Source organism: Craurococcus roseus, assembly GCF_039523795.1.
Classification (GTDB): Bacteria; Pseudomonadota; Alphaproteobacteria; order Acetobacterales; family Acetobacteraceae; genus Craurococcus; species Craurococcus roseus.
The window spans coordinates 44862-71486 of record NZ_BAAAFZ010000094.1 but is presented as its reverse complement, the minus strand read 5'-3'; the positions used below and the strand labels follow the sequence as shown (position 1 = coordinate 71486).

Sequence of the window (26625 nt, the reverse complement as noted above, 5' to 3'; positions counted from 1 at the left end):
GCGGGCGCTGGAGCGCGACCTGCTGGGCTGCGGGGCCGTCCGGCGCAAGGCGGGGGCGCGCCCGCCGGGCCGCGGCGCCTACGCCCGGCTGCTCCACGCCGCGCTGGAGGGCGCGCGCTGGCGCCGCCGGTCGGACGGGGCGGTGTACCGGGGCGGGCGGCGCTCCACGGCCGGCCTGGTGGCGCGGGTCGCGGGCGGCGACGCGGACGATCTCGACTTCGCCTGGGGCGGCCCGGCCGGGGTGCTGGACGAGGAGGTGCTGGCCGACCTCGGCGCCCTCGGCTGGGAGCGCGAGGCGGAGCCGTGACGCGGCTGGACGGCGCGGGGGGAGGAGCGGGCGATGGTGGACGAGGACGGCGGGGAGGCCGGCTGGATGCCGGTGAAGGTCAACGTGTTCAGCTGCCCGACGCGCATCGCCCGCGCGCTCGGGCTGGACGGCGTGGAGCTGCCCGACGTGGACAGCCGCGACCGGGCCTACTGGGAGCGCGTGCACGCGGAGGGCTGGAAGCCCAAGCTCCGCGGCAGGATCCTCGACACGGAGGAGGAGCGCGGCGACCCGGGCTGGTGCGCGCTGCTGGCCTTCCCGTTCTGCGCGGTCAGGTTCCACCTGGCGGAGAGCGTCGTGGTCCGGACCGCCGTGGTCGGCCTCTGGCCGACGCTCGACCTGGTGCACGGCTTGGCGGCGCGCGGCGCGCCGCTGCGCGACGCGGCCGATGGCGAGGCGCTGGTCAAGGTGATGCAGTGCCGCTTCGGCCGCGTGCCCGACGTCGCGCCGGCGTTCCGCGCGGCGGGCCTCGTGCCGGAGCCGGGGCGGCCGGACCCGCTCTGGTGGGAGCTCGACCCGGCGCGCTGGCCCGGGGCGTGAGCGACCGCGTCGGCAGGGGCCGGCCAGACGGCCAAGGGACGCGCGCGGAGAGGCCCGGATGCGGCGGCATCCGTGCGAGCGGGGTGTCCGGCGCCGCGGCCCCGCCGGAGGCGCGCGGGGTCGTGGCGTCCGGAGGGGGCGCGGCTCCCCCGGCCGAGGGCCTCTGCCCGGTGCCGACCGGAGCCGATGCGGCCGGCGGAAGCTGCCCGATGCCGGCCGGCCGGGGCTGGGAGCCCGACGGCACCGCCGGCGCGGCCGGGCGCGCGGAGCCTTGGGCCGCCTTCGGGGAGTGGCTGGCCCACCCGACCGACGAGGTCCGCCGGTCCTACGAGGAGCTCGGGAAGGCGCCCGGCGCGGTCGGGCTGGACGGGAACGGGGCGCTGGTGCGGCGCACCGCGACAGGGGGGCTGGAACCGGTCGCTCCCGAGCGCGTCGGCAGAACTCCCGCGTGACGGGTCTTGGTGGAAGGGCATCGACTTGATCTGCGCCGTCAGCAGACATCATTTCAACCGTCGTAACGCTGTCTCAACGGCGAACTCGCGGACCTGGGTGCGCTCCCTCGCCGCGTCGCAGGCGGCGTCGATCTCGGCCCAGACCGGGGTCTTGGCGGCGCGCTCGCAGACCCCGGCGATCGGGCACGCGCCGCTCAGGGCTTCGTGCGGGCGGTCCCAGTTGCGGTGGTGCGCCCGCACGGCGAGCTGGTCGCCGATGTCCGGCACCCGCGCCTCCACCGTGGCCCAGAACGCCTCGAGCGCGGTCCGCTGCGCGCGCTCGACCTCGCCGTTCAGGTGCGGCGGACGGGGCGGGACGGGCCGGAACTTGACGGTCTCGGCCATCAATCGGCGCTGCACCGCGTCGGCGAAGAACCCCGCCCTGCGGTCCGTCTGCGCGCGCTGGATCGCAAAGGGCGCCTCGTCGAGGACCTGGCCGAGGAAGGCCAGGGCCGCCGCCGCGCTCGGGCCCCCTGCCAGGCCGCCCACCGGGTAGCGGCTGCGGTCGTCGACGGCGGTGGACTGCCAGAGCCCGGGCCGGATCTTGCGGGTGTCGATCTGCACGCGGTCGCCCGGCACCGGCCGGCTGTACCGCTTCGGCTTGTGCCGCGGGCGCGCCCGCCGCGGCAGCGCGCAGAGGCCGTGCCGGACCAGGACCTTGTGTATGATCGACGGCGACAACCGCAGGCCGTGCAGGCGGCGCAGCTCGACGCGGAGCCGCTTGGCCCCGAGCCGCCTGTCGCGGCGCAGGCCGAGGATCAGCTCCTCCTCCGCCGGCCCCGCCTTCCAGGCCGGGGAGCGCCGCGGCCGACGGCTTCTCTCCCGGAGGCCGGCCTCGCCCTCCGCGTCGTACCGCCGCAGCCGTTTGCGCAGCGTCGGGCGCGAGATGCCGAAGCGGCGGCAGACCGCGCCCGCATCGCCAAGCTCGCGGCGGGCCTCGAGCCGCTTCAAGCGAAGGCGCGCGGCACGATCCGCCGCGCCTTCCCTCTCCTTTGCTGTTGTCGGCATCGCGGTGGTGGGAGCTGTGGGATCGCGGGCAACGCGCAGCGTTGTCCATCAAGTCCACAGCCTATCCGGTCCCCTGAAACGATATCTACGAACCGTACACCTGACGGTCGAACCGGCGCCTTGGAACCCTTTGCGCAAAAATGGCGCCTCGACGCCGGTGCTTTTTGAGAACCAGGGCGCGCGGCTCTCCATCTCGATCCTCGAGGAGGACCGGGCCCGGTACGCGAACCACGCCGGCACCGGCAACACGCTGAACGCCAGCCACCCCGTCGTCCGGCGGACGATCGTGGACAGCCCGCGACGCGGGGGCGATGCACGTCGACGGGTTCCGGTTCGATCTCGCGTCCATCCTGTCGCGGGACGAGCGGGGTCGGCCCATGCCGAACCCGCCGGTCCTGTGGGACATCGAGGCGGACCCGGTGCTCGCGGGCACCAAGCTCATAGCCGAGGTTTGGGATGCCGCGGGCCTCTACTTCGTCGGCAGCCTCATGGGCGACAGCCGGAAGGAGTGGAACGGCAGGGTCCGGGACGACGTCCGGTCCTTCTTCCGGAGCGACGAGAACTCGGTGGCGGACCGCTTGGTGGGAACTCCCGATGTCTACGGGCATGAGGAGCGCGAGGCCGAGCAGAGCGTCAATTTCGCCGCGTGCCACGACGGCTTCACGGTCAACGACGTCGTCTCATACGCGACCAAGCACAACGAGGCGAACGGGGAGGACAACCGGGACGGCGCGGACGACAACCGCAGCTGGAACTGCGGCGTGGAAGGGTCGACCGACGATCCGGCCGTCGAGATCCCGCGGAACCGGCAGGTGAAGAACCTCCTGACGGTGACGACGCTCTCGCTCGGCGTTCCCATGATCCACATGGGCGACGAGGCGCGGCGCACCCAGCGCGTGAACAACAACGCGTACTGCTAAGACAACGGGATCAGCTGGCTCGACCGGACTCCGCTCCAGAAGCACGCGGACGTGCGCCGCTTCGTGGCGCTGCTCAACGCGCGGCTGCTGCTGCGGGACTCGGAGCACGAGCGCCGGCGCATGGCCCTGAATCAGGTCATCCCGCAAGCGGGCAAGGCATGGCACGGCGTGAGGCTCGGGCACCCGGACTGGTGCAGGCACCCCCACAGCCTCGCGTTCGAAGCCGAGCTCCGGGAGGAGGGGCTCGGCATGCATCTCATCATGAACGCGTACCGGGAGCCGCTGCGCTTCGAGCTGCCGCCGACAGGTGACGACGGAGCGGGCCCGTGGCGCCGGTGGATCGACACGGCGCTCTACTCTCCGCAGGGCATCGCGCAATGGAACACCGCGCCGCCCACGCTCGGGAACGGCTACCAAGCGGCAGAGCGCTCGGTGGTGGTGCTGATCAGAACCATCCGGCGCGGCGACGCCCCGCATTGAGGGGGGTAATTCTCGGAACCCAAGGATGGGCTTGGCTGCTTGCAGCTTGCGCATACGGCCTGCGGACCTGGAACCTACCCGCTCCACCCTGATGGGCCAAGTCGGCCACTTGGCTCGAAGACTGGCGGAACCGAATCGAGCCAGGCCGATGCCGTCAGCGGACTGCCCGGCGAGCCTCTCCGCCCTCACCATCGCCCGCCCGCGGCCTCGCGGAGGGCGGCGGCGCTGCGTTCGAGCAGGGTTTGCTCCTCCTCGCTGAGCTGTGGGTGCAAGGTCATGAGGACGCCGTCCCGGCCGACGATGCGGGGCAGCGAGAGAGCGACGGGACGGCCTCCGCCCAGGCCTTCAGCGACCGCCGAGACGGTCAGAACCGCGCGCTCATCACGCCCGATCGCGCGGACGATGCGCGCGATGCCGCCGGCGATGCCGTACCAGGTCGCCCCCTTGCCGCGGATGATGCGGTAGGCGGCACGGCGCACGTCGCCGTCGATCGCGGCCCGCACCTCGGCCGTGAGTGGACGGCCGGCCTGTTCCGCGAAGCTCGGCGCCGGCACGCCGCCCGCCGCCGCCTGCGACCAGCACAGCACCTCGCTGTCGCCGTGCTCGCCCAGCACGTACGCGTGCACCGAAGAGGGGGCGACGCCGAGATGGCCGGCGAGGCAGGCACGGAAGCGGGCGGTGTCCAGGATCGTCCCTGAGCCGATCACCCGCTCCGCCGGCAAGCCCGAGAGCCGCCGGGCGACCAGCGTCATGACGTCGACCGGGTTGGCCGCGACGACGAGGAGGCAGTCCGGCGCGGCGCGCAGCACCTGCGGGATGACGGCGCCGAAGACCTCCGCATTGCGCCCGAGCAGTTGCAGGCGTGTTTCCCCCGGCTTCTGCGGCACGCCGGCGCTGAGCACCACCACCTCGGCGCCGCCGAGGCGGTCGTAGCCGCCGGCGAACACCCGCGCGTCATGGCCGAAAGGCGTCGCGTGCAGCACGTCCTCCGCCTCGGCCACCGCGCGGTCCGCCAGCGCGTCGACGAGCACGACCTCGTCCGCCGCGCCGGTCAGCACGAGCGCGTTGGCCGTCGCTCCGCCGACCATCCCGGCGCCGATGATCCCGATCTTCATTGCTGCCCCCTGGCGTTGTCTTGCCCGCTCCTCTGATCGCCGTTCGGCAGGGCCTGGGTCGTCCGGATCTCCCCTCGCATGGGCAGGTGTCCCGGGCCACCAGCCGGCGGCTCGCCCGGTCGCGCGATCTGCACGGCGATCGTCTCGCCATGGCGGATCACCACGCGGTCGCCGGGCCGCACCCGCGGCAGGTTCCGCGCCTCCTGGCCCGCGTGGACCGTGAGGAGGCCACCGGTCGGCCCGCGCAGCAGAACCATGCGCGTCCGCTGGCCGACCGTTTCGACCGTCGCCGTCACCTCGTCGGAGCCGATGATGATCCCGGGCGGCGCGATCCCAGGCTGCGCCATCGCCGCCGGAGTCGCGGCCGGCGAAGCGAACAGCAGGCAGCCGGTTGCAGCCGTCGAGAGGAAGGTCTCGCGCATGTCGTTTGTCCTTCTGGCTGTGGCGCGACGACGGGGGGCGGAGGGGGCGCTCGCCGCTCGCTCTCAGCGTCCCCAGTCATCGCGCCGGGAGGACGTGGGCGCGGAGTGTCGGTGAGTGGAACCCTGCCACATCCCGGGCGCAACGGCCTCGAGGAGGTCATCACATGGTCGCGCCTGGACGGCAGGCGCGCCGCGGGCCGGCCGGCGGCCGGCGCGGCGCTGGCCGCCCCGGGGCGATCGGCCAGGCGAATGGGACCGTTCTGTCGGGTCCCGCGCCAGGCGCCCGCGGATCACGTTGGCCCGCTAGCGGGATCCGTGTGGAGGTCTACGGTGAGCGCCTGTGCTGATCATGGCGGCGGCCGCTACGCCGCCCGCGGCCCGGTGCCGCGCATCGCGTCAGGTCATCGCGCTGAGGCTCGCACGCAGGCGCGCGAGCGCGTAGCCGAACAGGCATGCTCCGATCGCGCCCAGGGCCAGGAACTGCGGCCAGACGACCGGCAGGCCCGCGCCGCGGAAGAGGATCGCCTGGGCGAGCGAGACGAAGTGGGTCGTCGGCGCGGCCAACATGGCCATCTGCACGAACCCGGGCATGCTCTCGCGCGGCGTGAATCCGCCGGACAGCATCTCCAGCGGAATTATCACCAGGATCACCAGCAGCCCGAACTGCGGCATCGAGCGCGCCACCGTCGCCAGGAAGATGCCCATCGAGGTGGTGGCGAAGAGGTTCGTGGCGGCGCCGGCGAGGAACAGCGCGGCCGAGCCCTGGAAAGGCACCCCGAGCACGCCCTGCACGACGATGGCGAGCGACAGCGCGCACGTCACGAGAACCACGAGCGCCATGGACCAAACCTTGGCGGTCATGATCTCGAACGGGGTGAGCGGCATGACCAGCAGGTGCTCGAGCGTGCCGTGCTCGCGCTCCCGGATCAGCGCCGCCCCGGTCAGGATGGCCGAGAGCAGCGTCACCTGGTTGATCACCTCGATGATGGAGTAGAACCAGGTACGGCTGAGCTGCGGATTGTAGCGCACCCGCAGCGCCAGATCGACCGGCAGATCGTCCGCGGCGCGGTACCGCTTCAGGAAGGCGCTCACCTCGCCGTCCACGATGGCTTGGATGTAGCCGCTGCCGGTGAAGGCCTGGGTGATCGTCGTCGCGTCGACGTTGAGCTGGATGGTCGGCCGGCGCCCCGCCAGCAGGTCCTGCTGGAATCTCGGCGGGATGTCGAGGGCGAAGGTATCGAGCCCGGCATCCATGCGAGCGTCCATCTCGGCCTGGCCGATCATCACCGGCGGCACGAAGTAGGGCAGGTAGAAGGCGCTGGAGATCCGGGCTGACAGCGGCGACCGGTCCTCGTCCACGACGGCGATTGTCGCCCGGCTGAGCGTGTCCGGGACCGCGGTCGCCGCCGTGTAGACCGCGAAGGTGAAGGACCAGGCGATCAGGACCAGCATCATCGGGTCGCGGTACAGGCTGCGCAGCTCCTTGACGCCGAGGTGCAGGACATTGGCGGCGGCGCGGCGCACGGCTCACCTCTCCTGCTTGGGGAGCAGCGCGGCGCTCAAGCCGATCAACACCGGTAGGGTCACCAGGAGCGGAAGGCACGACGCCGCGACGTCGGGGAAGGCCAGCGCCTTCGAGAAGACGCCTCGCGAAATTGCCAGGTAGTGCGACGTCGGGAAGATCTCCCCGATCAGGGCGCCGACGCCCTGCAGGGAGGACACCGGGTAGATCACGCCGGAAAGGTTGATCGCAGGCACCATGGTGCCGATGGCCGTTCCGAACACGGCGGCGATTTGGCTGCGCATGAAGGTGGAAGCCACGAGGCCGATCGCTGTCGCAACGCCGACATAGAGCAGCGTCGCCAAGGCCAGGGTGAGGAAGTCGCCCTTCAGCGGCACGCCGAACCAGGCGACGGCCATGAGCGTCATGAGCAGAAAGTTCACCATCCCGAGGGCGACATAGGGCAGCTGCTTGCCCAGCAGGAATTCGACCCGCGTGGTCGGAGTCACGTAGAGGTTGACGATCGAGCCGAGCTCCTTCTCGCGCACGACGCTGAGCGCGGTGAGCATGGCCGGAATCAGCAGCAGCAGGAGCGGTATGTTGGCCGGCACCAGCGCCGGCACGCTCCTGACGTCGGGGTTGTAGCGGAACCGCGTCTCGATCCTGAATTGGCCGGCCGGCATCACCTCGCTCGATAGGTGGGCGGCCCTCTGCGTGAGCCAAAGCGAGTGCAGTTGCGTCATGTAGCTGCGGACCGTCTCGGCGCGCAGCGGCATGGCGCCGTCGATCCAGACGCCGATCTTCACCGGCCGCCGATGCTCCACGTCGCGCCCGAAGTTGGGGGGGAGCTCGATCGCCAGGCTCAGCTTGCCCGAGCGCATGCGGTCGTCCAGATCGGCGTAGCCGAGGACCGGCGGCTGCTCGACGAAGTAGCGGGAGGAGCCCGCGACGTTGAGCGCGTAGTCGCGGCTGATGGTGGTCTGGTCGCGGTCCAGCACGGCGAAACTCAGGTTCTCGACGTCCACCGTGATCCCGTAGCTCATGATGACCATCAGGATCAGCGAGCCGAGCAACGCGAGCGTCGCGCGAACCGGATCGCGGCGGAGCTCCAAGGCCTCCCAACGCGAATAGCTGAGCAGCCGCCGGGGATCGAAGCCGTGCCGCCCGGACTGCCGCGGATCCGCGCCGGGCCTTTCGGCAGGCTTGGGGATGTCTCGCGGCGGTGCCGCCGGTGCCGGTTCGCTGTCCCGGGTCGCCTCCTCCAGGTATGCGATGAAGGCCTCCTCCAGCGTTGCGGCGCCGCGCTTCTCGGTCAGGGCGCGGGGCGCATCGCTCACCAGCACCCGGCCGGCGTTCATCAACGAGATGCGGTCGCAGCGCTCGGCCTCGTTCATGAAGTGCGTCGAGATGAAGATGGTGACCTCGTCGCGCCGCGAGAGCTCGACCAGGATCCGCCAGAAGCCGTCGCGCGCGACGGGGTCGACGCCCGAGGTCGGCTCGTCGAGGATCAGCATCTCCGGCCGGTGGACCATCGCCACCGCGAGCGAGAGGCGCTGGCGCTGGCCCAAGGGCAAGGCGTCCGGCAGCGCGTCCATGATCTCCGTTAGCTCGAACCGCCGCGCCATCTCATCGACGCGCGCGGGGATCGTCTCCTCCGGCAGATGGAACAGCCGGGCATGCAACACGAGGTTCTGCCGCACCGTCAGCTCGCTGTAGAGCGAGAAGCTCTGGGTCATGAATCCAACCCGCCGGCGCGTGTCCAGGTTCGCTGCGTCCACCGGCTGGCCGAACAGCCAAGCCTGCCCCTCGCTGGCTGACAGCAAGCCGGTCAGCATCTTCATCGTGGTCGTTTTTCCACAGCCATTCGAGCCCAGGAAACCGAAGATCTCGCCCGGCTCGATGCGGAAGCTCACGTGGTCCACCGCCGTGAAGTCGCCGAAGCGCATGGTGAGGCCGCGCGCCTCGATGGCGGCCGTCGCCTCGCCCTCGACCTGGCGTGGCGGAATCTCGACCCGCCGGTGTCCCTGGCGCTCCCCGTCCGGCAGGAAAGCGATGAACGCCTCCTCCAACGTTGCCGTACCGGTGCGCGCGAGCAGGTCCTGCGGCGTGCCGGTGGCGAGCACGCGGCCCGCGTTCATCGCCGCCAGCCAGTCGAAAGCCGCCGCCTCCTCCATGTAGGCGGTGGCGACCATCACGCTCATGCCGGGCCGCTCCGCGCGGATCCGGGCGATGAGCTTCCAGAACTGCCGGCGCGACAGCGGATCGACGCCAGTGGTCGGCTCGTCCAGGATCAGCAGGTCCGGGTCGTGGATCAGCGAGCAGCATAGGCTGAGCTTCTGCTTCATCCCGCCCGAGAGCTTCCCCGCCGGCCGGCCGGCGAAGCGCGCCAAGCCCGTGCTCTCGGTCAGCTCGGTGATGCGGCGCTCGCGCTCGGCGCGTTCCTGGCCGAACAGGCGGCCGAAGAAGTCGATGTTCTCGGACACCGACAGAGTCGGGTAGAGGTTCTTGCCCAGGCCCTGCGGCATGTAGGCGATGCGCGGCCCCACCGCCGCGCGGTAGTGCGCCTCCGCCATGTCGCCCCCGAGCACCTCGACCCGGCCGGTCTGCAGCCTGCGGGCGCCGGCGATCAGCGCCAGCAGGCTGGACTTGCCGACCCCGTCCGGGCCGATCAGCCCGACCATGCAGCCCGCCGGGACGTCGAGGCTGACGGCGTCGAGCGCGCACACCTTGCCGTAGCGCAGGCCGACGTCGCTCAGCCGGGCGACCGGGTCCAGCGCGGCCAAGGAAGCCGGCGGGCTCGCCGCGGTCACGGCGGTCATGCCTCCGGCAGCCGGACTTGCAGGTTGGCCGGCCATTCGACCCCGGGGGCGAGCCGCACATAGGCCATGCCCGGCAGGCCGGTCTTGACCTTGGTCAGGTGCGCGTGGAGCACGTCGGGGCTGATCCGCGCCTTGATCCGGAACATCAGCTTGAGGCGTTCCTCCTCCGTCTCCACGGTCTTGGGGGTGAACTGGGCGACGTCGGCGACCATGGAGACCTGCGCCGGGATGACGTATTGCGGCGCGGCGTCGAGCACCACCCGCACCTCGCTGCCCATGTTCACCCGGCCGGCCGCCGCGGTTGGCAGGAAGAACAGCATGTAGACGTCGCCGAGATCGACCATGTTCAGCAGCCGTCCCCCGGCCGGGAGGACTTCGCCCGGCTGCGCCACGCGGTACTGCACGCGTCCGTCGCGCGGCGAACGCAGCTGGCTGTCGTCGATGTCGGCCTGGATGCGCTCGATGGTCGCGCGCGTCGAATCGACCGCCGCCTGCGCCCCGATCACCATCGCCCGCGCCGCGTTCAGGGCGGCGTCGGCCGCCGCCACCTGCGCCCTAGCGGTGTTGACGGCCGCCCGGGCGGCCAGGAAAGCGGCCCGGTCGTCATCCAACCTGCTGTAGGGCACGGCGTTCCGCGGCGCGAGGTCTTCGGACCGCGCGAAGCGGCGCTGCGCGCCGTCCACGTCGGCCTCGCGCTGCGCCACCGTGGCCTGCGCCGCCGCCTTCTCGGCCTCGCGCTGCGTGACTTGGCTCCGGGCGGTGTCGACGGCGATGTGCGCCATCCGCAGTTGCGCCTCGGCCTCCCGGCGCTGCGCCTCGAGCACCGCGGTGTCCATCCTGGCGACGAGCTGGCCGGCGGTGACGAAGTCGCCCTCGTCCACCAGGACGTCTTTGATGCGCCCCGGTATTTTGGCGGCGATGTCGATCTCCGTCGCCTCGACCCGGCCGTTGCCGCCTGCGAAGCCTTCCGGCAGGCCCTTTGGCTTGAAGTACTGCCAGGCGGAGACGCCGGCCGCGACGGCGGCCACGGCGATGGCCGCGCGTAGCAGCCAGGTCCACCTCCTGCTCGCAAGCTTCGGCGAAGGCCGGGCCGGCGGCGGGGCGGGCGCACCGGGCGGGGCGGGCCGCTCGGAGATCGCAGGCGCAGGGGGTGACGGGCGCAGCGAGGTCACGTCCATCTCGGGTCTCCCTCAGGTCTCCGTGCCGCAGAGTTCCGGATCCCGGGATCACGACGCGGCCGCGCGCAGTCCTCGGACTGGGGCATGTCCCGGCCGAGGCTGCTTGTGCCAAGGATTCTCGTGCGCGAAGCCGCCCCGAGCGAGTGAGGTCTGGTAAGCAGCGGTAAGACGTGGTGAGAGGGACATCGATCCATGCCGCATCCCGATCGAACGCCGTCGCTTTCGGGGTCCGCCGGCCAAACCTCGGCCCAGGCGCTCAGGCGCTGCGCTGGGCCGCCGAATCACCCATGCCCATTCCGATCTCGGCGGCGATGGCGGCAGCGGTCGGTTTGTCCACGCCGGGGATGGTGGTGAGTTGAGCCAGCTGCTCCGCGAAGGGGCGCATGGCCGCGCCGATCACCGCCTCGACCTCGGCGATGGCGCGGTCGATCTGCTCAAGCGGCCGGATGCGCGCGCCGCTGCCCTCCGAGGCCGGCGGCGACCGCGTCCAGGCCGGCGCGCCCCCGGAACCGTCCGCGGCGAGGACGGACTGCGCGTCTATCGGGGCCCCACCCCACTCTGCCCTTCTCAGCGGCCGCGAAAGCACCCGCAGCCGGCCCGGCTCCGAGGAAAGAACCCGGTTCTTCGTCCCGGCCAGCGACTCTGTGCCCCTTTCGATCTTCTCTGACGGCAGATCTAACCGCGGCTTACCACGTCTAACCCCGCCCTGGCGGACCGACGGCGTAGAAGACGCCAGGAACCTCGGGGCGCTCCAACCCCCACCACCCGAGGCAACCTGCGGCCGGTCCGCTCCCGGGCCGACCGCATCCCTGACGAACGCCCGAGGCGGCCAGCCCCGCCCCGCCGACAAGGATCCGGTTTCATGCCAATCCGTACCGTCGGGATCATCGGCGCCGGCACGATGGGCAGCGGCATCGCCCAGGTCTTCGCGACCGCCGGCTTCGACGTCGTGCTCACCGACGTCAGCGAAGCCGCGGCGGCGAGGGGGGTGGCGGCGGTCGCCGACAACCTCGAGCGCCTCGTGGCCAGGGCGAAGATCTCTGCGGAGGACAGGGCGGCGGCGCTGCGGCGCATCGCCGCGTCGTCGCGCCACGAAGAACTCGGCCCGGCGGACTTGCTGATCGAAGCGGTGCCCGAGGACGCCGAACTCAAGGCGGGCATCTTCCGGCGGATCGACCCGATCGCCCGTCCCGAGGCCATCGTCGCCTCCAACACCTCCTCGGTCTCGATCACCCGGCTTGCCTCGGCGATCTCGCATCCGGACCGCTTCGTCGGCCTGCACTTTTTCAACCCCGTCCCGGTGATGCGCCTGGTCGAGGTCGTGCGCGGCCTGCGGACGAGCGACGCCACGCACGACGCCGTCGAGGCGCTGGTGATGCGGCTCGGCAAGACGCCGATCACCGCGAAGAGCTCGCCCGGCTTCGTGGTGAACCGGATCCTGCTGCCGATGCTGAACGAGGCCCTTTTCGTGCTCGCCGAGGGTAACGCCGAGGCGGCGGACATCGACGAGGGCATGAAGCTCGGGTGCAACCACCCGATCGGGCCGCTCGCCCTGGCGGACCTCATCGGGCTCGATGTGCTCCTGTCGGTGATGCGGACGCTCCACAAGGAAATGGGCGATCCGAAGTACCGCCCGGCGCCGCTGCTCGGGGAGTTGGTTGCCGCCGGCTACCTCGGACGCAAGTCCGGCCGCGGCGTGTACCGGTACTGAGGAACGACGGCTGGGGCGGCGGCGGGAGGGCCCGAAATCCGGCGGTTCGCCGAAGGGGCGCCAAGCCGCGCTGACCGCCCGCCGCGGAGAGATCGGAGGAGAGACGGCCATGGCGCCATCCAGTATCATCGCCGCTTCCATCGAGCGGTCCGACGCGGCCACGGCGCGCGATTGGGCGTCCGGGCGATGAACCGCGATGCGCCGATGTTGGGCGTCATCAACGCCGGCTCCTCCTCGTTGAAGTTCGCCGTGTACGACGAGGAGGCCCTCGTCCTCTCCGGGCAGGTGGACGGCATCGGAGTCCACCCCGGCATCCGCGTCGCGGGGGCGCGCAGCGAGGCGATCGACGCGCCGGACATCGGGTCGCCGGCGACGCCGGCCGACGTCCTGCCGCGCCTCCTCCCCTGGCTGCGCGAACGGCTGGGCGGGCGACCCCTGGCCGCGCTCGGCCACCGCGTGGTGCACGGCGGCGCGTCGCATACGGGGCCGGCGCGCATCACGCCGGCGCTGTTGCGGGAGCTCGCCGACCTCGCGCCGCTGGCGCCGCTGCACATGCCGCACAACCTGGCGCCGATGCGCGCCGTGCTGGAGCATGCGCCCGGCCTGCCGCAGGTCGCCTGCTTCGACACCGCCTTCCACCGCACCGTGCCGGAGGTGGCGCAGGCCTTCGCCATCCCCCGCGACCTCGCCGCCAAGGGGGTCCGTCGCTACGGCTTCCACGGGCTGTCCTACGAGTACATCGCCTCGGCGCTGCCCTCCGCCGCGCCGGACATCGCCCAGGGCCGCGTCGTCGTGGCGCATCTCGGGAACGGCGCCTCCCTCTGCGCGCTGCAGGAGGGGCGGAGCGTCGCCACCACCATGGGCTTCTCGGCCCTCGACGGCCTGCCGATGGGCACGCGCTGCGGTGAGCTCGACGCCGGCGTCGTGCTCTACCTCCTCGAGCGCGAGGCCATGTCGACCTCCGAAATCGAGGACCTGCTCTACCGGCGCTCGGGCATGCTCGGCCTCTCGGGCGTCTCCTCCGACTTCCGCGACCTGCTCGCCAGCGCGGACCCCCGGGCCCGCTTCGCGCTGGAGGTCTTCGTCTACCGCGTCGCGCGCGGCGTCGGCTCCCTCGCCGCCGCGCTAGGCGGACTGGATGGGATGGTCTTCACCGCCGGCATCGGCGAGCACGCCGCACCGGTCCGCGCCGCGGTCTGCCAGGCCTGCGCTTGGCTCGGCATCGAGCTGGACCCGGTCGCCAACGCGTCGCACGGCCCGCGCATCAGCTGCCCGCGCGCCCGCGCGGCCGCCTACGTCATTCCCACCGACGAGAATCTTACGATCGCGCGACACACCCGCGCCCTGATCGCCGAAGGAAGGTGACGACGATGGCCCTGCCGGATGAAACCGACCTCCCGCCGATCCTCGCCGGGCGCAAGGCGCTCGTCGTCGGCGTCGCCAACGAGCACTCGATCGCCTGGGGCTGCGCCAGGGCCCTGCGCCGCGCCGGCGCGGACATCGCCATGACCTACCTGAACGAGAAGGCGCGGCCGCACGTCGAGCCGCTGGCGCGGGCGGTGGAGGCGCCGATCTTCCTGCCGCTCGATGTGCGCGACCGCGCGCAGGTCGACGCGCTGTTCGACGCCGTAGCCAGGAAGTGGGACCGGCTCGACGTCCTGGTGCATTCCATCGCCTTCGCGCCGAAGGAGGCGCTGCAGGGCCGCGTCACCGACTGCCCCCGCGACGGCTTCCTCGCGGCGATGGACGTTTCCTGCTGGTCCTTCCTGGACCTGGCGCGCCGGGCCGAGCCGCTGATGCGCCAGGGCGGCGCGATGGTCACCATGACCTATCTCGGCGCCAACGAGGTGGTCGAGAATTACGGCGTCATGGGCCCGGTCAAGGCCGCGCTGGAATCCGCCGTGCGCTACGTCGCCACCGAGCTCGGCCCCAAGGGCATCCGGGTGCACGCGGTCAGCCCCGGTCCGCTGGCGACCCGCGCCGCCTCCGGCATCCGCGACTTCGACGCGCTGATGAAGCAGGTCGTGGTCAGGGCCCCGGCGCATCGGCTGGTGACGATCGACGAGATCGGCGCCGCCTGCGTCTTCCTGGCCAGCCCATACGCCGCCGCCATGACCGGCGAGACGCTCTACATCGACGGCGGCTACCACGTTCTCGCGTAGCGCGATCACGGGCCCACCTCCGCTGGAGCCGAGACCATGGACATCACCGCCGGCAACCTGAGCGCGGAAGCCATCCACGCCTTCCTCGAGGAGAAGAAGAAGCAGAAGGAGGCGGAGAAGCGCAAGCACGAGGAGGCGGCGAAGGCCGAACGGGAGACGCTGCATCAGGCCTTCCTGAATGACGACGTGCCCGGGGACGCGATGGCCCGGGTGGCGCTCGTGGTGCGCAGGGCCGTCGAGGCGGGGGAGAAGCAGGCTTTGGTGTTCCGGTGCCCGTCCGACTGGCTGACGGACCAGGGGCGCTCGATCACGAACCACGCCGCGGACTGGCCCGAGCACCTCGAGGGCGAAGCCCGGCGGGCCTACGCCTACTACGAGCGCGAGCTCAAGCCGCGGGGCTTCCAGCTGCGTGCCGAAATCCTCGACTGGCCCGACGGCATGCCGGGCGACGTCGGCTTCTTCCTGCGATGGAATCGACCGGACGAGAGGTGAACCATGACACAGATGCCATCCGCCCCAGGCTCCGCCGCGCCCCAGACTCCCGCGGCTCCGTCGGCGAAGGACTCGGCCTGGCTCCTGCCGGGTAACGGCGGGGCCGCATGGCCCGCCGACCCGGTCACCGCCTACTGGCTCGACGCGGGGCAGCGCTGGATCCTGCTGCTCGACGTGCTGCGCCAGCGCGGCAACAACGCCCTTGAGTACAGTGCCCGCACGGCCCCGAACGTCCTCACCTTCGAGTACGAGCTGATCCTACGCGGCGACGAGTTCGAGCGGCCGGTGAACTACGGCTTGGTGCGCGTCGTCCCGACGGCAGGCACGGTCATCGACGACGCCAAGCGCCCGTTCGTGGTCTTCGACCCGCGGGCCGGGCACGGCCCGGGCATCGGCGGGATGAAGCACGACAGCGAGATCGGCGAGGCCCTGGCCGCCGGCCATCCCTGCTACTTCGTCGGCTTCCTGCCCGACCCGGTGCCGGGCCAGACCGTCGAGGACGTCTGCCGCGCCGAGGCGCTCTTTGTCGAGGCCGTGGCCGCGCGGCATCCGAAAGCCCAGGGCAAGCCCGTCCTGATCGGCAACTGCCAAGCGGGCTGGCAGGTCATGATGATGTGCGCGGTCCGGCCCGATCTGCCGGGCCCGATCCTGCTGGTCGGGTCTCCGTTGTCCTACTGGGCGGGCATCCGCGGCCAGAGCCCGATGCGCTACCTCGGCGGCCTGCTCGGCGGGACCTGGCTGACCTCGCTCGCCGGCGACCTCGGCTGCGGCATCTTCGACGGCGCCAGCCTGGTGGCCAACTTCGAGGCGATGCACCCCGACAACAATTACTGGAAGAAGCTCTACGACGTCTACGCCAAGGTCGACACCGAGGCGGCGCGCTTCCTGGAGTTCGAGAAATGGTGGGGCAGCCCGGTGCTGCTCAACGCCGAGGAGATGCAGTACATCACGGACAACCTCTTCGTCGGCAACAGGCTCAGCACCGGCCAGCTCCGCACCTCCGACGGCCTGCGCATCGACCTGCGGAACATCCGCTCGCCGATCATCGTCTTCTGCTCGTGGGGGGACGACATCACGCCGCCGCCGCAGGCGCTCGGCTGGATCCTCGACCTCTACGAGCACGAGGACGAGATCGTCGCCAACGGCCAGACGATCGTCTATTGCTTGCACCCCAGCGTCGGCCACCTCGGCATTTTCGTGTCCGGCAAGGTGGCGACGAAGGAGCACGGCGAGTTCGTGCAGGGCATGGACCTGATCGACCTCATGCCGCCGGGCCTCTACGAGGCCGTCATCACCGAGCTCGGCGAGGAGACGGAAAATCCCGAGCTCGTGCACGGCCACCACCTCCTCGGGCTGGAGAAGCGGTCGCTGGACGACATGCGCTCGATCATTCGGAACGACCCGGCCGACGACCGACGGTTCGAGGCGGCGGCGCGCCTGTCCGAGGTGAACCAGGGACTGTACGCGAACTTCGTCCGGCCGGCCGTGCGGGCCATGACGACCCAGCCCGGGGCTGAGGCGATGCGGCTCCTGCACCCCGACCGGCTCCGGTTCTCCCTGTTCTCGGACCGTAATCCGTTCATGGCAGGGATCGGGCCGCTGGCCGAGGCGGTGCGGCAGAACCGCCGCCCGGCCGACGCCGGCAACCCCCTGGCGGAGGCGGAGCGCCTCGCCTCCGAGGGGATCCAGGCCTGGCTAAAGACCTGTGGGAAGGCGCGAGACATGTTCACCGAGCAGTTCTTCCTGTCGACCTATGGGTCGCCGGCGCTGCAGGCGCTGCTCGGCCTCGCCGCCGAGAACGCGGGGAGGCCGCGGCACATCGAGCGCGACGTCGCGCGGGAGGCGGCCGCGAGGGCGGCAAACGCGGAGGCCGAAGCGGCGGTCGAGCGCGGCGGCGCCGTCGAGGCGTTCGTGCGGGCGGTGATGCACATCGCCCGCCCGTCCGGACGGGTGGACGAGCGCGGGTTCGCGGCACTGCAGGAACTGCGCGCCATGCTGCCGCCGCAGGAACAGCCAAGCTTCGCCCGCTTCAAGGACATCGTGCGCCAGCAGTTCCTCGCCCTGGAGCTCGACGAGGAACGGGCGGTCCAGGCCCTGCCGAAGCTCGCGGCGACCGAGGAGGATCGCCGCCGCGTGCTCGGCGGGCTGCGCCACCTCCTGTCGTTCCGGCCAAGGCTTTCGAAGGATCAGCAGCGCAGGCTGCAACGGGTGGCGGCGCTGCTCGAGACAACCGCTTCAAAAAGGTCCCAGCGGGAGCGCGCCACGGTCGAGGGCTGAGCGACGGAACGGCGAGCCGCCAGGCCACACCTGAGCCACGAACACTCGCCGCCCGAGCCCGTGAGCTTGAGCCGATGCCGACCACCGTCGTGCACCCCTGTGATGACGTGTCGCTGTCCGGTGTGTTCGAAGCCCGAAGGCGTGGCCTGATCGCACCGACCCCGGTCGGCCTGGAAATGCGCAGCGGAACTCGGCGCCGTAGCCCCGCACGCGGCGTACGACGGCGGCCGGCTTCCTGATGAGCGCGGCAGGCGCCTTCACGCCGCCCGCCTCTTGGCCAGCCGTGCGCCCCAGGCCTTGAGGGCAGGCCACAGCGCAACCCGCGCTAGGAGCACACCGTCCGTCCCGGACGTGGAGATCCGGGTCACCACGTCACCGCTCTTCGAGACCTCGCCGTCGTAGCTGACGCGGGGTGCGCGACGCCGACTGCGCCGCGACCGAAGTTCCTTTCGCAAGTCGCGGCTTTGGAGACCGGCTCACCGCGTCTAACCGCGACTTACCGGATCTCACCCCGCCCCGGGCGCTCGGCACGCTACCAAGGTGCTGTCCGGGCGGTTGGGGCCTGCTCCCCCAGGTCAGCCGCAGCCGGCCCGTTTGGAGGAGGACCACCGATGAAACCGCGATTCTCCTTGGTTGGTACGGCCACTGCGGCTGCGCTCTGCCTCGGCAGCACCACCGCATGGGCGCAGGACTGCTTGGCCGTGATGTCGCAGAAGCAGGAACTCAGTGACTTTGTCGGCGCGCTGAACCGGACCGGCCAAGCGAGCCTGCTTCTTGGCCCTGGGCCCTTCACCTTCCTCGTCCCAACCAACGCGGCGATCCAAAAGGTGCCAGTCAATGTCCGCAACGATCTGATGGGATCGCAGCCTACCCAGGATATCGACCCCATACGTGCTCCAGCGGTGGTCAACGCGCACATCGTCGACGGCAAGCACATGGCGAGCGAGGTGCGAGGGCAGGAGCGGGCGACGATCCGGACGAGGAACGGCAACGAGCTGATCATCCAGCGCGGCAGTGACGGACGCTATGCCCTGGCTCCTGGAGCTGGCGGGTTCGAAGGCGGCGGCGCACACCGCATTGAGCCCGCCCATGTCGTGCAAGCCGACATTCCCTGCAGCAACGGCGTGGTGCACATCGTTGATGCTGTTCTCGCGCGGTAGCGCTTAGACGGTTCGCTCATCATCCGCGCGTAGCAGCCTATCGGCCACATACCCGAACGGTACGACGGCCCGTGCGCGTCGTCACCCTATGGCCCGGCGTCCTGCGGACGGAGACCCGACATGGATGTAGCTTCCTCCACTCCGCCGCTGGCGCCCCCTGCGTCTCCTGCGTCAGGACGGCATGGCCGATCCGGTTCGCCTGTCGCATTCCGCGCGCGTCCGGCCCCGGAGCCGGACCGCCACGCTCTCGCCAACGCCGACCGCGCCTTCCGTGCAGGGCTCGCCCGCCTCACGCTCGGCATCTCACCGGCGACGGTGGCGGACACCCAGGCCGACTGGCTCGCGCACTTGGCCATGTCGCCGGGCAAGCAGATCGGGCTGCTCGAACAGGCTGCGCGCGACGTGACGCGCCTCGCCCTCTACGCGCTGCAGTCGACCTTCGACCGGGAGACGCCGGCCCCCTTCGCGCCCGCGCACGGCGACCGACGCTTTGCGGACGAGGGCTGGCGGCAGTGGCCTTACAACCTGCTGGCGCAGTCTTTCCTGCTGGCTGAAGATTGGTGGCGGGAGGCGACCACGGGCATCGAGGGCGTCGAGCGCCTCTCGCAGGCGCGCATGGCCTTCATGGCGCGGCAGCGCCTCGACGCCCTCTCGCCGTCGAACTTCCTCTGGACCAGCCCCGAGATCGCCCGATCCACGTTGGAGAGCGGCGGGCTCAACCTGCTGGCGGGCGCGCAGAACCTCGCCGAGGACGCGAGGCGGCTGCTGGCCGGCGAGCCCCCCGCCGGCGCGGAGGCCTTCCGCATCGGCGAGACGGTCGCCGTGACGCCGGGCAAGGTGGTGTTCCGCAACCGCCTGATCGAGCTGATCCAGTACGCGCCGGTGACGGAGACGGTGCAGGCCGAGCCGGTGCTCATCGTGCCGGCCTGGATCATGAAGTACTACATCCTCGACCTCTCGCCCGGGAATTCGCTGGTCCGCTACCTGGCCGAGCGCGGCCACACCGTCTTCATGATCTCCTGGCGCAACCCCACCGCCGAGGACCGTGACCTCGGCATGGAGGACTACCGCAAGCTCGGCGTCATGGCGGCGATGGACGCCATCTCGGCCATCGTGTCGGGGCGGAAGGTGCACCTCGCCGGCTACTGCCTGGGCGGCACGCTGGCGATGATCGCGGCCGCGACCATGGGGCGCGACCGCGACGAGCGATTGGCGTCGCTGACGCTGTTCGCCGCCCAGGGCGACTTCTCCGAGGCGGGCGAACTCATGCTCTTCATCGACGAAGGCGAGGTGGCCTACCTGGAGGCGATGATGTGGGACCGCGGCTACCTGGACACCAGCCAGATGTCCGGCGCCTTCCAGATCCTGCGCTCGAACGACCTGGTCTGGTCGCGGGCGGTGCGCGAATACCTGCTGGGCGAGCGGGCCCCGATGACCGACCTGATGGCCTGGAACGCGGACGCGACGCGCATGCCCTACCGCATGCACTCGGAGTACCTCCGGCGGCTGTTCCTGCGCAACGACCTCACCGGCGGGCGCTACGAGGCGGACGGGCGGCCGGTCTGGGTCAGCGACCCCTTCCTGCCGATCTTCGCCGTGGGCACCGAGGCGGACCATGTCGCGCCCTGGCGCTCCGTCTACAAGGTCCACCTCGTCGTCAACTCCGAGGTGACGTTCGTGCTGACCAGCGGCGGCCACAACGCCGGTATCGTCAGCGAGCCCGGCCATCCCCACCGCAGCTACCGCGTCGCCACCCGGCCCCCCGGCGAGCCCTACGCCGACGCCGACGAATGGCAGGCGCGCACGCCGGTGAAGCAGGGCTCCTGGTGGCCGGAATGGCAAGCCTGGCTGGCCGCCCGTTCCACCCCGGGCGCGGAGCCCCCGCCGATTGGGACGCCGGAGAAGGGGCTGCCACCGCTCGGGGACGCCCCAGGCACCTACGTGCTGCAGCGCTGAGGCGGAGGCCACCCATGGACACCGCGACCCCTCCGCCGGACGACGGCATGATCGAGAACCGCACCTTCGACGAGATCGCAATCGGGGACAGCGCGAGCCTCTCACATAGGCTGACGGAACAGGACATCGAGCTGTTCGCCGTCGTCTCGGGCGACGTGAATCCGGCGCACCTCGACCCGGCCTACGCCGAGACCGGCCTGTTCCACAAGATCATCGGCCACGGCATGTGGAGCGGCGCGCTGATCTCCGCCGTCCTGGGCACCCGGCTGCCGGGGCCGGGCACGATCTACCTGTCGCAGGACCTGCGCTTCCGCGCGCCGGTCGGCCTGGGCGACACCATCACCGCGACGGTGACGGCGCGGGAGAAGAAGCCCGAGAAGAAGCGTGTCGTCTTCGACTGCGCCTGCCTGAACCAGGATGGGACGCAGGTGGTGTCGGGCACCGCGGAGGTGCAGGCGCCGACCGAGAAGGTGCGCCGGCCGCGCATGGAGCTGCCGGAGGTGCGGCTCAACCGCCACCGCCGGTTCCGCGAACTGCTGGCCGATGCGAAGGGCCAGCCGCCCGTGCCGGTCGCCGTGGCGCATCCGTGCGACGCCGCCTCCATCGCCGCGGTGGCGGAGGTCGCCGCCGCCGGGCTGGTGGCGCCGATCCTCGTGGGGCCGGAGGCGAAGATCCGCGCCGCGGCGCAGGCGGCCGGGGTGGACATCAGCGCCTTCCGCCTGGAGCCCGCGCCGCACAGCCAGGCAGCCGCGGCGCAGGCCGTGGCGCTGGTGCGCGCGGGCGAGGCCGAGATCCTGATGAAGGGCTCGCTCCACACCGACGAGCTGATGCACGCGGTGGTCGCGGCGGAAACCGGGCTGCGCACCGAGCGGCGGCTGAGCCACGTCTACCTCATGGACGTGCCCACCTATCCGCGGCCGCTGCTGGTGACCGACGCCGCGGTGAACATCGCGCCGACGCTCGCGGAGAAGCGCGACATCGTGCAGAACGCGATCGACCTCGCGCGGGCGATGGGCCTCGACACGCCGCGCGTCGCCGTCCTTTCGGCGGTGGAGACGGTCAACCCCGCCCTGCGCTCGACGCTGGACGCCGCGGCGCTGTGCAAGATGGCCGACCGCGGGCAGATCGCCGGCGGCGTCGTGGACGGGCCGCTCGCCTTCGACAACGCGGTGAGCCCGGAGGCGGCGCGGCAGAAGGGCATCGTCTCGCCGGTGGCGGGCCAGGCGGACATCCTGGTCGTGCCGGACCTCGAGGCGGGCAACATGCTGGCCAAGCAGCTTTCTTTCCTGGCCGGCGCCGACGCCGCCGGCGTGGTGGTGGGCGCGCGGGTGCCGATCGTGCTGACGAGCCGCGCCGACTCCGAGCGCACCCGCATCGCCTCCTGCGCGGTCGCCGTGCTGATGGCCCGCGCGCGCCGCGCCGCGACCGGGACCGCCGCCTGACGCCGAGGAATCCTGCACCATGCCCAAGTTCCCGATCGCAGCTGCCGCCCTGGTCGCCGTGGCGGCGGCCGTCTCGGGCTGCGACGAGCCGGCGCCACCCGCGCCGCAGGCCAGGCCCGTCCGGTACATCACCGTCGAGCGCCGCGCGGAGGGCGAGACCGTCTCACTGACCGGCCACGTCCGCGCCAGGGACCAGGCCAGCCTCGCCTTCCGCATCGACGGGCGCGTCCTCGAGCGGCCCGTCGACGTAGGCGATGCGCTCCAGGCGGGCCAGCTCGTCGCGCGGCTCGATCCCCAGGACCAGCAGAACGGGTTGCGCTCGGCTCAGGCCAATCTCGCGTCGGCGGAGGCGGTGCTGGCCCAGACGCGCCTCGCCTTCTGGCGGCAGCAGGAACTCCTGCGGGACGGCTGGACGCCCCGCGCCCGGTTCGACGACGCCCAGCAGGCCTACCTGTCCGCCCAGGCCCGGGTCACCTCCGCGCAGGCTCAGCTGCGCATCGCGGAGGACCAGCTCGGCTACACGACCCTGCTCGCCGATGCCCCGGGCGTGGTCACGGCGAAGGGCGCCGAGCCGGGCGAGGTGGTGCGCGCCGGGCAGATGATCGTGCAGCTCGCGCGCCAGGGCGGCCGCGACGCCGTCTTCGACGTGCCCGAGGAGCTCGTCCGCACCGCCCCGCGCGACCCGGTGGTGCGGATCGCCCTCGTCGACGACCCGAGGGTGACGGCCGCCGGCCGCGTCCGGGAGGTCTCGCCCCAGGCGGATGCCGCCACCCGGACCTTCCAGGTCAAGGTCGGCATCGCCGACCCGCCGGAGGCCATGCGGCTGGGCTCCACCGTCACCGGCCGCGTCCAACTCGCGGCCCCCCTGGGGGTGGAGGTCCCGGCGAGCGCGCTCACCGAGGCCAACGGTCGCCCGGCGGTGTGGGTGGTCGACCCGCAGAGCCGGACCGTTTCCCTGCGCAACGTGGACGTCGCCCGCTACGACCCGGCGAGCGTCGTGGTCTCGCAAGGGCTGGAAGCGGGGGAGGTCGTGGTCACCGCCGGTGTGCAGGTGCTGCGCCCGGGCCAGAAGGTCCGCCTCCTCGGGGCCGCCGCATGATGGTGCGACGCTTCGGCCTCTCCGGATCGGCGGTCGATAGCCGTTTCCTGGTGGCCTTCCTCGTGCTCGTGCTCGTGCTCGTGCTTGAGGGTGTCGCGTCCTGCATCGCGCTCGGGTGGAGCGGGGACGCGGACGGGTTCACCCGTCTGGGGCTGCGGGACCGCGTGGACGAGGTCCGCAAGCGGCTCCTCCAGTTGCCCGACATATCCAAGATCGACGTCCTCGGCGCGCGGGACGGGCGCGTCCACGTGGGGTTCCCGACCGAGAGGCCGGCGGCCCTCGGCATCGGCCGCGCCGCGCTGGCCGCCGCTCCGCGGGCCCGGGGGGCCGCGCCATGAGGCGCTCCAACCTCTCCGAATGGGCGATCGGGCACCGCTCCCTGGTGGCCTACTTCATGCTCGTCCTCATGGCCGCGGGCGCCGCGTCCTACCTCAGGCTCGGGCGCAGCGAGGACCCCGACTTCACCATCAAGACCATGGTGGTGGGGGCCACATGGCCCGGGGCTACGGTCGGCGACACGCTGCAGCAAGTCACGGACCGCCTCGAGCGCAAGCTCCAAGAGACGCCGGACCTGGACTACCTGAAGAGCTACACGACGGCCGGCCAGGCCACGGTCTTCGTCTACCTGAAGGACCGGACGCCCGCCGCCCGGGTGCCGGACATCTGGTACCAGGTACGCAAGAAGGTGGGCGACATCCGCCACACGCTGCCGCCGGGCGTCCAGGGCCCGTTTTTCAACGACGAGTTCGGCGACACCTACGGCATCGTCTACGGCTTCACCGCCGACGGGTTCACCCGCCAGGAGCTGCGGGACCACGTGGACGAGGTCCGCAAGCGGCTCCTCCAATTGCCCGACATATCCAAGATCGACGTCCTCGGCGCGCAGGACGAGCGCGTCCACGTGGAGTTCTCGACCGAGAGGTTGGCGGGCCTAGGGATCGACCGCGCCGCCCTGGTCGCCGCCCTGCAGGCGCAGAACGCCGTCGCGCCCGCGGGCGTGGTGCAGACCGGGGACGAGAAGATCCTCGTCCGGGTCTCCGGCGACTTCCGGTCCCAGCAGGACGTCCTGGCGGTCAACTTCGTCGCCAACGGCCGGATGATCCGCCTGGGCGACATCGCGCGCGTGGCGCGCGGTCCCGCCGACCCCCCGCAGCCGATGTTCCGCGTCCACGGGGAGGACGCCATCGGTCTCGCCGTCGCCATGCGCACGGGCGGCGACGTCCTGGCGCTCGGGCGCAACGTCGAGCACGCCATGGCCGAGATCGTCGCGGACTTGCCGGTCGGGGTCGAGGCGCACCTCGTCGCCGACCAGCCGGTGACCGTCGAGCACGCGGTGGACGAGTTCCTGGAGGCGCTGTGGGAAGCCGTCGCCATCGTCCTCGCGGTGAGCCTGGTCAGCCTCGGCCTGCGGGCGGGCGCCGTGGTGGCCGTGACGATCCCGCTCGTGCTGGCCATCGTGTTCGTGGCCATGGAGGTTTGGGGGATCGACCTGCAGCGGATCTCGCTGGGCGCCCTCATCATCGCCCTCGGCCTCTTGGTCGACGACGCCATGATCACGGTCGAGAGCATGGTCACGCGACTGGAGCACGGCGACGACAAGGAGCACGCCGCCACCTTCGCCTACACCTCGACCGCCTTCCCGATGCTCACCGGCACGCTGGTCACGGTCGCGGGGTTCGTGCCCATCGGCTTCGCCCGCAGCATGGCGGGCGAGTACACCTTCTCGATCTTCGCCGTCGTCGCCATCGCGCTGCTCACGTCTTGGGTCGTCGCGGTCGTCTTCGCCCCCCTGCTCGGCGTCTGGATCCTCGGCAAGCCCAAGGAGGCCCACCCCGGCGAGCCCGGCCCCGTCATGCGCGCGTTCCGCGGCCTGCTCGTGCTGGCGATGCGGGCGCGCTGGGTCACGGTCCTGCTCACGCTGGCCCTGTTCGGGGCCTCGCTCTGGGGCATGCGCCTCGTCCCGCAGCAGTTCTTCCCCTCCTCGGACCGCCCCGAGCTGCTGGTGGACCTGCAGCTGCCCGAGAACGCCTCCATCTACGCGACCCGGGACGCCTCCGCCCGCTTGGACCGGCTCCTGAAGGGCGACGGGGACGTGGACCACTGGAGCACCTATGTCGGGCAGGGCGCCGTCCGGTTCTACCTGCCCCTCAACCTGCAGCTCTCGAACGACTTCTTCGCCCAGGCCGTGGTCGTGACCAAAGGGCTGGAGCAGCGCGAGCGGGTGAAGGCGCGGCTGGAGCGGGCGCTGGAGAACGACTTCCCGGGCGCCACCGGGCGGGTCTACCCGCTGGAGCTCGGCCCGCCGGTGGGTTGGCCGCTGCAGTACCGGGTGAGCGGCCCGGAACCGGGCCAGGTGCGCGAGATCGCGTTCCGCGTCGCGCAGGCCGTGGGGGCCGGGGCCGCGGTGCGGAACGTCAACTACAACTGGATGGAGCCGGCGCGCACGATGCGGATCCAGGTCGACCAGGACCGGGCCCGCCTCGTCGGCCTGAGCTCCCAGGACCTGGCGCAGGCCCTGAACACGGTCGTGTCCGGCGTGACCGCCACCCAGGTGCGGGACGGGATCTACCTCGTCGACGTGCTGGTCCGCGCCTCCGCCGAGCAGCGCGTGTCGCTGGAGACGATCCGGACGTTGCAGGTGCCGCTGCCGAATGGGCGCACCGTCCCCCTGAGCCAGTTCGCCTCGATAGAGTACGGCCAGGAGTACCCGCTGGTTTGGCGCCGAGACCGCAGACCGACTGTGACGGTCCAGGCAGACGTCGCGCCCGGCACGCTGCCCGCCACGGTCGCGCAGTCCCTCGCCCCGGAGATCGCGGCGCTGAACGCCGGCCTGCCGAGCGGGTACCACGTCGAGGTCGGCGGCACGGTGGAGGAGAGCGCCAAGGCGGAGGGGTCGGTCATGGCCGTGCTGCCGATGGCGGCCCTGCTGACGCTCACCGTGCTGATGGTCCAGATGCAAAGCTTCAGCCGGCTGTTCCTGGTGGTCAGCGTGGTCCCGCTTGGCCTCATCGGGGTCGTCGCGGCCCTGCTGCTATCGGGCAAGCCGCTCGGCTTCGTCGCGCTGCTCGGCGTGCTCGCCCTTTCCGGCATGATCGCCCGCAACTCGGTGATCCTCGTCGACCAGGTCGAGACGGAGAAGGCGCACGGGCGCCACCCCTGGGACGCGGTGGTCGAGGCCACGGCGCACCGCTTCCGCCCGATCCTGCTGACCGCGGCGGCCGCCATCCTCGGCATGGTCCCGATCGCGCCGACCGTCTTCTGGGGTCCGATGGCCTACGCGATCATGGGCGGCCTGGCGGTCGCCACCCTCCTCACCCTCGTCTTCCTCCCGGCGCTCTACGTGGCTTGGTTCCGGATAAGGCCGCAGCCGGACGCTGGCCGGGAACAGGCTCAACCCCGGGCGCTGTCCGAGGCGACACGCGTCGAGTTCGGGACGCGTCCGAGCGTCGGCGCCCGGGCTATCCCCCCGTGAAGGTGCATTCGAGGACGAATGAAAGTCGATCCAGCCCTCCTGAGTTCGGCGGCGG

23 protein-coding genes are annotated in these 26625 nt (G+C 71.6%); 16 read left to right on the top strand and 7 right to left on the bottom strand.

The window, feature by feature from the left end; all coding sequences use genetic code 11:
• The 3 genes from ABD067_RS23965 to ABD067_RS23955 form a co-directional block, all read left to right on the top strand.
• Positions 1-307 (top strand): hypothetical protein (locus ABD067_RS23965; RefSeq protein ID WP_343897940.1); only part of this gene is annotated, 307 nt, incomplete at its 5' end.
• Between the two features lie 33 nt (positions 308-340).
• Positions 341-865, top strand: a complete 525-nt coding sequence (locus ABD067_RS23960; protein WP_343897939.1) for a hypothetical protein — start codon at positions 341-343, stop codon at positions 863-865.
• Between the two features lie 209 nt (positions 866-1074).
• Positions 1075-1317: a hypothetical protein gene (locus tag ABD067_RS23955; protein WP_343897938.1), complete on the top strand. Its 243-nt coding sequence runs from the start codon at positions 1075-1077 to the stop codon at positions 1315-1317.
• Between the two features lie 48 nt (positions 1318-1365).
• On the opposite strand, the gene ABD067_RS23950 is transcribed toward ABD067_RS23955, so the two are convergent.
• Positions 1366-2364 carry a helix-turn-helix domain-containing protein gene (locus tag ABD067_RS23950; protein WP_408871594.1) on the bottom strand — a complete coding sequence of 333 codons (999 nt, stop codon included), beginning with the start codon at positions 2362-2364 and terminating at the stop codon, positions 1366-1368.
• 311 nt (positions 2365-2675) lie between these two features.
• On the opposite strand from ABD067_RS23950, the gene ABD067_RS23945 reads away from it, so the two are divergent.
• Together ABD067_RS23945 and ABD067_RS23940 are read left to right on the top strand one after the other, a co-directional pair.
• A complete protein-coding gene (locus tag ABD067_RS23945) occupies positions 2676-3284 on the top strand; it encodes an alpha-amylase family protein (RefSeq protein ID WP_343897936.1) in 609 nt (202 codons plus the stop codon).
• Positions 3285-3335: 51 nt separating this feature from the next.
• Positions 3336-3764 carry a hypothetical protein gene (locus ABD067_RS23940; protein WP_343897935.1) on the top strand — a complete coding sequence of 143 codons (429 nt, stop codon included), beginning with the start codon at positions 3336-3338 and terminating at the stop codon, positions 3762-3764.
• A 185-nt stretch (positions 3765-3949) separates the two neighbouring features.
• On the opposite strand, the gene ABD067_RS23935 is transcribed toward ABD067_RS23940, so the two are convergent.
• The 6 genes from ABD067_RS23935 to ABD067_RS23910 form a co-directional block, all read right to left on the bottom strand.
• Positions 3950-4879, bottom strand: coding sequence for an L-lactate dehydrogenase (locus tag ABD067_RS23935; RefSeq protein ID WP_343897934.1), 930 nt, complete (start codon positions 4877-4879; stop codon positions 3950-3952).
• Positions 4876-5301 (bottom strand): hypothetical protein, encoded by a 426-nt coding sequence (locus ABD067_RS23930; RefSeq protein ID WP_343897933.1) that lies wholly within the window; start codon positions 5299-5301, stop codon positions 4876-4878. Before ABD067_RS23930 ends, ABD067_RS23935 begins: the two co-directional genes overlap by 4 nt.
• Before the next feature lie 396 nt (positions 5302-5697).
• Positions 5698-6825, bottom strand: a complete 1128-nt coding sequence (locus ABD067_RS23925; protein ID WP_343897932.1) for an ABC transporter permease — start codon at positions 6823-6825, stop codon at positions 5698-5700.
• Positions 6826-6828: 3 nt separating this feature from the next.
• Positions 6829-9621: a ribosome-associated ATPase/putative transporter RbbA gene (gene rbbA / locus ABD067_RS23920; RefSeq protein WP_343897931.1), complete on the bottom strand. Its 2793-nt coding sequence runs from the start codon at positions 9619-9621 to the stop codon at positions 6829-6831.
• On the bottom strand, positions 9618-10649 hold the full coding sequence (locus ABD067_RS23915) for an HlyD family secretion protein (protein ID WP_343897930.1): 1032 nt from the start codon (positions 10647-10649) through the stop codon (positions 9618-9620). The genes rbbA and ABD067_RS23915 overlap by 4 nt, the downstream gene beginning before the upstream one ends.
• A 406-nt stretch (positions 10650-11055) precedes the next feature.
• Positions 11056-11385 carry a hypothetical protein gene (locus ABD067_RS23910; RefSeq protein WP_343897929.1) on the bottom strand — a complete coding sequence of 110 codons (330 nt, stop codon included), beginning with the start codon at positions 11383-11385 and terminating at the stop codon, positions 11056-11058.
• A gap of 276 nt (positions 11386-11661) precedes the next feature.
• On the opposite strand from ABD067_RS23910, the gene ABD067_RS23905 reads away from it, so the two are divergent.
• From ABD067_RS23905 to ABD067_RS23855, 11 genes are all read left to right on the top strand, one after another.
• Entirely contained in the window at positions 11662-12510 is an 849-nt protein-coding gene (locus ABD067_RS23905; RefSeq protein ID WP_343897928.1) for a 3-hydroxybutyryl-CoA dehydrogenase, read from the top strand.
• A gap of 186 nt (positions 12511-12696) precedes the next feature.
• Positions 12697-13875, top strand: coding sequence for an acetate/propionate family kinase (locus tag ABD067_RS23900; RefSeq protein ID WP_343897926.1), 1179 nt, complete (start codon positions 12697-12699; stop codon positions 13873-13875).
• 5 nt (positions 13876-13880) lie between these two features.
• Complete coding sequence (fabI, locus tag ABD067_RS23895; protein WP_343897925.1) at positions 13881-14672, top strand: enoyl-ACP reductase FabI; 792 nt, start codon at positions 13881-13883, stop codon at positions 14670-14672.
• A gap of 36 nt (positions 14673-14708) precedes the next feature.
• Positions 14709-15164 carry a hypothetical protein gene (locus ABD067_RS23890; RefSeq protein ID WP_343897924.1) on the top strand — a complete coding sequence of 152 codons (456 nt, stop codon included), beginning with the start codon at positions 14709-14711 and terminating at the stop codon, positions 15162-15164.
• A gap of 3 nt (positions 15165-15167) precedes the next feature.
• On the top strand, positions 15168-17441 hold the full coding sequence (locus ABD067_RS23885; RefSeq protein WP_343897923.1) for a DUF3141 domain-containing protein: 2274 nt from the start codon (positions 15168-15170) through the stop codon (positions 17439-17441).
• A gap of 611 nt (positions 17442-18052) precedes the next feature.
• On the top strand, positions 18053-18601 hold the full coding sequence (locus tag ABD067_RS23880; protein WP_343897922.1) for a fasciclin domain-containing protein: 549 nt from the start codon (positions 18053-18055) through the stop codon (positions 18599-18601).
• A 120-nt stretch (positions 18602-18721) separates the two neighbouring features.
• Positions 18722-20557 carry a PHA/PHB synthase family protein gene (locus tag ABD067_RS23875; protein ID WP_343897921.1) on the top strand — a complete coding sequence of 612 codons (1836 nt, stop codon included), beginning with the start codon at positions 18722-18724 and terminating at the stop codon, positions 20555-20557.
• A 14-nt stretch (positions 20558-20571) separates the two neighbouring features.
• Entirely contained in the window at positions 20572-21999 is a 1428-nt protein-coding gene (locus ABD067_RS23870; protein ID WP_343897920.1) for a bifunctional enoyl-CoA hydratase/phosphate acetyltransferase, read from the top strand.
• Between the two features lie 19 nt (positions 22000-22018).
• On the top strand, positions 22019-23098 hold the full coding sequence (locus ABD067_RS23865; protein ID WP_343897919.1) for an efflux RND transporter periplasmic adaptor subunit: 1080 nt from the start codon (positions 22019-22021) through the stop codon (positions 23096-23098).
• Positions 23095-23436, top strand: a complete 342-nt coding sequence (locus ABD067_RS23860; protein ID WP_343897918.1) for a hypothetical protein — start codon at positions 23095-23097, stop codon at positions 23434-23436. The genes ABD067_RS23865 and ABD067_RS23860 overlap by 4 nt, the downstream gene beginning before the upstream one ends.
• Positions 23433-26570, top strand: coding sequence for an efflux RND transporter permease subunit (locus tag ABD067_RS23855; RefSeq protein WP_343897917.1), 3138 nt, complete (start codon positions 23433-23435; stop codon positions 26568-26570). Before ABD067_RS23860 ends, ABD067_RS23855 begins: the two co-directional genes overlap by 4 nt.
• The last annotated feature ends 55 nt before the right edge of the window (positions 26571-26625 follow it).

Bases quoted from the DNA above. Each gene is read 5' to 3' on its own strand.
- ABD067_RS23960 (WP_343897939.1), top strand. From the start codon at position 341: ATGGTGGACGAGGACGGCGGGGAGGCCGGCTGGATGCCGGTGAAGGTC.
- ABD067_RS23955 (WP_343897938.1), top strand. From the start codon at position 1,075: ATGCCGGCCGGCCGGGGCTGGGAGCCCGACGGCACCGCCGGCGCGGCC.
- ABD067_RS23950 (WP_408871594.1), bottom strand. From the start codon at position 2,364: ATGCCGACAACAGCAAAGGAGAGGGAAGGCGCGGCGGATCGTGCCGCG.
- ABD067_RS23945 (WP_343897936.1), top strand. From the start codon at position 2,676: ATGCACGTCGACGGGTTCCGGTTCGATCTCGCGTCCATCCTGTCGCGG.
- ABD067_RS23935 (WP_343897934.1), bottom strand. From the start codon at position 4,879: ATGAAGATCGGGATCATCGGCGCCGGGATGGTCGGCGGAGCGACGGCC.
- ABD067_RS23930 (WP_343897933.1), bottom strand. From the start codon at position 5,301: ATGCGCGAGACCTTCCTCTCGACGGCTGCAACCGGCTGCCTGCTGTTC.
- rbbA (WP_343897931.1), bottom strand. From the start codon at position 9,621: ATGACCGCCGTGACCGCGGCGAGCCCGCCGGCTTCCTTGGCCGCGCTG.
- ABD067_RS23905 (WP_343897928.1), top strand. From the start codon at position 11,662: ATGCCAATCCGTACCGTCGGGATCATCGGCGCCGGCACGATGGGCAGC.
- ABD067_RS23900 (WP_343897926.1), top strand. From the start codon at position 12,697: ATGAACCGCGATGCGCCGATGTTGGGCGTCATCAACGCCGGCTCCTCC.
- fabI (WP_343897925.1), top strand. From the start codon at position 13,881: ATGGCCCTGCCGGATGAAACCGACCTCCCGCCGATCCTCGCCGGGCGC.
- ABD067_RS23890 (WP_343897924.1), top strand. From the start codon at position 14,709: ATGGACATCACCGCCGGCAACCTGAGCGCGGAAGCCATCCACGCCTTC.
- ABD067_RS23885 (WP_343897923.1), top strand. From the start codon at position 15,168: ATGACACAGATGCCATCCGCCCCAGGCTCCGCCGCGCCCCAGACTCCC.
- ABD067_RS23880 (WP_343897922.1), top strand. From the start codon at position 18,053: ATGAAACCGCGATTCTCCTTGGTTGGTACGGCCACTGCGGCTGCGCTC.
- ABD067_RS23875 (WP_343897921.1), top strand. From the start codon at position 18,722: ATGGATGTAGCTTCCTCCACTCCGCCGCTGGCGCCCCCTGCGTCTCCT.
- ABD067_RS23870 (WP_343897920.1), top strand. From the start codon at position 20,572: ATGGACACCGCGACCCCTCCGCCGGACGACGGCATGATCGAGAACCGC.
- ABD067_RS23865 (WP_343897919.1), top strand. From the start codon at position 22,019: ATGCCCAAGTTCCCGATCGCAGCTGCCGCCCTGGTCGCCGTGGCGGCG.
- ABD067_RS23860 (WP_343897918.1), top strand. From the start codon at position 23,095: ATGATGGTGCGACGCTTCGGCCTCTCCGGATCGGCGGTCGATAGCCGT.
- ABD067_RS23855 (WP_343897917.1), top strand. From the start codon at position 23,433: ATGAGGCGCTCCAACCTCTCCGAATGGGCGATCGGGCACCGCTCCCTG.